Origin of the sequence: Bacillus sp. SIMBA_008 (assembly GCF_046535495.1) — a bacterium.
Classification (GTDB): Bacteria; Bacillota; Bacilli; order Bacillales; family Bacillaceae; genus Bacillus; species Bacillus subtilis.
Genome location: NZ_JAWRWL010000443.1, coordinates 1 through 273 on the forward strand (window position 1 = coordinate 1; position 273 = coordinate 273).

Sequence of the window (273 nt, forward strand, 5' to 3'; positions counted from 1 at the left end):
CTGTTTTACGCGAAACGGAAATCGGCTATATGGTTGGGAATGAAGAAGAAGAAATCTTCTTACATAAAAACGAATTAGTTGGAGAAATTGCAGAAGGCGATACGATTGATGTATTCTTATACCTTGATCACCAAAATCGTATTTCAGCAACAATGAAGGAGCCGCTTATTACAACTTTTGATTGGAACTGGGTAAAGGTTGTAGAAGTTATTCCTAGTTTAGGTGTGTTTGTTAATATTGGTGTATCAAAAGATATACTAATCCCAGCTGATG

The 273-nt window shown here is 35.9% G+C and carries 1 protein-coding gene; it reads left to right on the plus strand.

Annotated features, from left to right (window positions below; genetic code table 11):
* The coding region (locus tag SB658_RS23945) for a S1-like domain-containing RNA-binding protein (protein ID WP_410602826.1) at nucleotides 1-273 on the plus strand (273 nt) is incomplete at both ends.